Source organism: Limnothrix sp. PR1529 (genome assembly GCF_002742025.1).
Taxonomy (GTDB): domain Bacteria; phylum Cyanobacteriota; class Cyanobacteriia; order CACIAM-69d; family CACIAM-69d; genus CACIAM-69d.
The window spans coordinates 1-3,308 of record NZ_LIRO01000080.1 but is presented as its reverse complement, the minus strand read 5'-3'; the positions used below and the strand labels follow the sequence as shown (position 1 = coordinate 3,308).

The window sequence follows — 3,308 nt, the reverse complement described above, 5'->3', positions numbered from 1 at the left end:
TCCCCTGTCCCCCTAACCCCCCAATCCTAAAAACGCCCTCAGCAGGTCAGCGGGCCCCATCAGGTCGATCGCCAGAGCGATCGCCAAATCGATCGCCACCAATCCCCAAATCGCCCCCCACAGTCCCCCTGGTAGTCGTGAGAGCCACAGGGACAGGTTTTTGAGGTGGGCCAGTTGCTTTGCGGGGTGTGCTTGCGCCTCAATCAGGCTCAATCGCGACTCGATCGTCGCCAACTGGCTCTGGCTGATGCTGTTCTGCTCCACCCCGGCGCGGAGTGTTTCCAGTAGCCCCACCACTGACTCACCAGCTCCAAAGATTTTGCTTTCGAGTTCCCCTACCCGTCTCGTTAGATCGCTTAACTGGATTTCGGGACGGTTTCGTGATGTCATTGCAGGAAAAATTCCCGATCCAAAGGATCTATAAATCGCCCAAGGTCATTGTCGATAATTGTTTCGATGTTTTCGCAGATTTGATCGATGTAGTCATCGCTTTTGTAGCCCTGATCTGTCAGGCAATCCATCAATTCATCCGGCGGTATTGACCCTGATACCACCAAATCAATCATTTTTTGACGGTTAAACAATGCCTCAGCTTCCGCCATCACGTCCGCTGTGTTGTAGTCCGGGTTGTCCCGAAAAAACGTCATCAGAGGTTCAGTAGGATCGAGCGAAGAAGTCTGAGACATTGTTAACAGATTGATAGGGCTAATTTGCGTCCAGTCTATTGATTGTACTGACGCTCAGGGGTGACCGAAACCCGGTTGATTTCAAAGGCTGTACGAGCCTTGAAAGCCGCGATTAGCTTATTGGATGTGTCGATTTCTTTGTCTGTGCCAGTCTTTGCCCCAAACGGACAAGCGAACCGATCGCCCGCATAGACTCGGTAAGGAAGTCCGGTAAACTTCGAGGTTCCCAAGGTAGGAGCCGGCTTGGTTGCGTTTTGAAACACGGTGATCCGTGCAGGACGAAATCCGATCAGTTTCGTTGAGTTTTCGGTTGATGTTGCGCAAGAGGCTTCTTTCGCAATTTCAGTGCCGAGAGCACTGAAAGACGCTTCGGCGGCTCGCACCAGGGCATTTGTTCCTGTGGCTAGCGTGAGTCCAAACGGCGAAACCCCTAGAGATACTTGATCCGGGCGCGCTTTGTAGGTGGGCAGGGTCGTAGACGGCGGCTTGGCCAAATAGGCTTGGTAGGCCGTAAGCGCCGCGTTTAGTTTCGCGGCACGGCGAATATCGGAAAACCGGCGAGCCATGGGCGGGACTCCTTGGGTGAGTGGCTGTATCCCTGACCCTAGCGCGTTTCTGTGGCTTGAAGTGGACTCTAGAGACCTTAAGGTGTCCGGGAAATTCCCAGTTGCTCCACAAGGGGGAATTCAGCCGCATTCACCTGACCAAAGCCCCCCGAAAGCGCCCCGAAAGGTCGTAGAGCGGTATCGGCAGCGGCTCTCCCCAGACATGGGCGATCGCATAGCGAAATACCACCGTGGCGTTAGGCCGGGAGCGTGGGAGCCGTTTAACCTTGCCCAAGACGTTGCCCGATCGGCTGCTGTCTGGGAATGCGCTGGCTGGGTCTTCCGATTCTTTCCAGGCCGCAAAGTCCCAATTAGGCGTTTCTCCTATGAGGTTAAGCACGTCCCCCACCAAGTCGCGTCCATCACTGCGATTTCTAACCAGAATCTTGAATTGATGCCCCTTTTCCTTGTCGTAATAGGAAAAATAGTGCTTACCTTTTTGCCAGCGCTTAGGACTTGATCCGCCAAAATTGCTTTTAATTAATTGCCCTAAAGTTTTTAGCTCAGACTCAGAAATCGTGTTCCATTCCTGATTCCTCAGTCGCACAGAAATCTCGCCAGTAACCGGCGACATCCTTTCGGTTCCAACAACTTCTCTTTCTTCCCACGGTTGCTCGAAATAGAGCATTATTTGAGGCTTGAATTTAACCCTTGCCTGTTCCTCTTGAATCGGAATTCCATACACTTTTGACCCGAAACGCTGCTCGCCTGTCACCACCATCCAGAACAGGAACATTCTCAGGTTAGTTTGCTGAATTGAGTCCTGTTCTTGGTGTAGACAACCCAGCTTTAGGCTCGCCCTTGGGGCTTGAAGATTGGTTTCGTCGTCAACGTCCCGAAACCAGTCGTTAACCTCCCGGTTCGCAAATCGCTTCACGAGATCTTGCAGGTGCTCCGTAGAGGAAAAATTTGCAGGAAGTGCCATAATTAAAGAAATCTGTACAGAATTACATCTGTGGACTATCTTAAGGCTGATATCACCAACAAAGCGAACTGGAGCAATGTTTGGTCTGCAAACCTTGAAGCTGCACGAATCACTCCCGGGGTTTTTGAGCCAATCCCTGATGTGGTAGTGCCTGGAAATCTCAGCAGTCCCCTGGTAATTGTTGGCTGCTTTTGCCCGCCAGACGCAGTAAAACCCACCTGGAGCCACGCGGGAACAATCCAAGTTTCTTGTGATTTAAACCTCTTTGGAGGCTTACCGCTCAGTCGGTCAATTTTCGCGAATTACTCAGCTCAGATTAACCGCTCACGCCTAGTTTCGATTCCCAGAATTGTCAGCAACTATCAGCTTTTTTTTCGTCCCGCAAAGTGGATTCCCAAGATCGAAGTCGGCGTTTTTGAATACATTGGAGAAAGCAGCGACGAAATCATTAATGAGCTGAGATCACTTCAGGATATTGAAGCGTTGCAAAATACCGCAATTGAAGAAATCCAGCTCACACAGTCCGAAATTCTCGCAAAGCTATAGCAGTAGCCCAAAGCATGACCGTCTCAATCATCGGCGCAAACGTCTTAACCGAGCAATGGCGCGTCGTAGCAGCCACCAAAACCAAGACAATCTTGGTGCAATCCAAGAGCGATGACAACTCAATTGGTTGCCAATTTAACCTGCGTTTACGCTATGGAGTCGAAGGCGTTGAAACCCCGATTTACTCGCAAGAAACGACCACGTTTTTGGAACCTAATCAAGCGCGTCTCATTGATTTCCGTGAACTCGTACCGGGCGATTTTCAGGATTCTTATCCTGTTGGCGCGTGGCAAATTGAAGCGCAGATTGCCTACAACTTCGCGCCGATTCTGATTCGCTATTACGAGGTTGACCTTCGCGACGCGGATAAGGCGTTTTACCAGGGGCAATTGAACTCAAAAGCCGACTCCGACCACAACCATGTGGTGGCTGATATCGCCAACCTGGAGACCCTGCTGCTGGCCAAGCTCAACGCCCCAACCACCCCGCCCACCCCAGGCCAGATCCTCAGAGCCACCGGGCCCGACACCTGGACGTGGCAAACGG

The 3,308-nt window shown here is 51.6% G+C and carries 6 protein-coding genes; 2 read left to right on the top strand and 4 right to left on the bottom strand.

Annotated features, from left to right (window positions below):
• Positions 1-12: 12 nt before the first annotated feature.
• From AMR42_RS20510 to AMR42_RS12305, 4 genes are all read right to left on the bottom strand, one after another.
• Positions 13-390 carry a hypothetical protein gene (locus tag AMR42_RS20510; protein ID WP_158234463.1) on the bottom strand — a complete coding sequence of 126 codons (378 nt, stop codon included), beginning with the start codon at positions 388-390 and terminating at the stop codon, positions 13-15.
• The gene (locus tag AMR42_RS12315; protein WP_143473057.1) at positions 387-686 is read right to left on the bottom strand and encodes a hypothetical protein; all 300 of its coding nucleotides are present in this window, start codon (positions 684-686) and stop codon (positions 387-389) included. The genes AMR42_RS20510 and AMR42_RS12315 overlap by 4 nt, the downstream gene beginning before the upstream one ends.
• Positions 687-721: 35 nt before the next feature.
• Positions 722-1,252 (bottom strand): hypothetical protein, encoded by a 531-nt coding sequence (locus AMR42_RS12310; RefSeq protein WP_099533848.1) that lies wholly within the window; start codon positions 1,250-1,252, stop codon positions 722-724.
• A 130-nt stretch (positions 1,253-1,382) separates the two neighbouring features.
• Positions 1,383-2,216, bottom strand: a complete 834-nt coding sequence (locus AMR42_RS12305) for a hypothetical protein (RefSeq protein ID WP_099533847.1) — start codon at positions 2,214-2,216, stop codon at positions 1,383-1,385.
• Positions 2,217-2,246: 30 nt separating this feature from the next.
• Here AMR42_RS12305 and AMR42_RS12300 point away from each other — a divergent pair, with 30 nt between their 5' ends.
• Positions 2,247-2,762, top strand: coding sequence for a hypothetical protein (locus AMR42_RS12300; protein WP_099533845.1), 516 nt, complete (start codon positions 2,247-2,249; stop codon positions 2,760-2,762).
• 14 nt (positions 2,763-2,776) lie between these two features.
• Positions 2,777-3,308, top strand: a 532-nt coding sequence (locus AMR42_RS12295) for a hypothetical protein (protein ID WP_143473056.1), incomplete at its 3' end; no start/stop codon positions are given.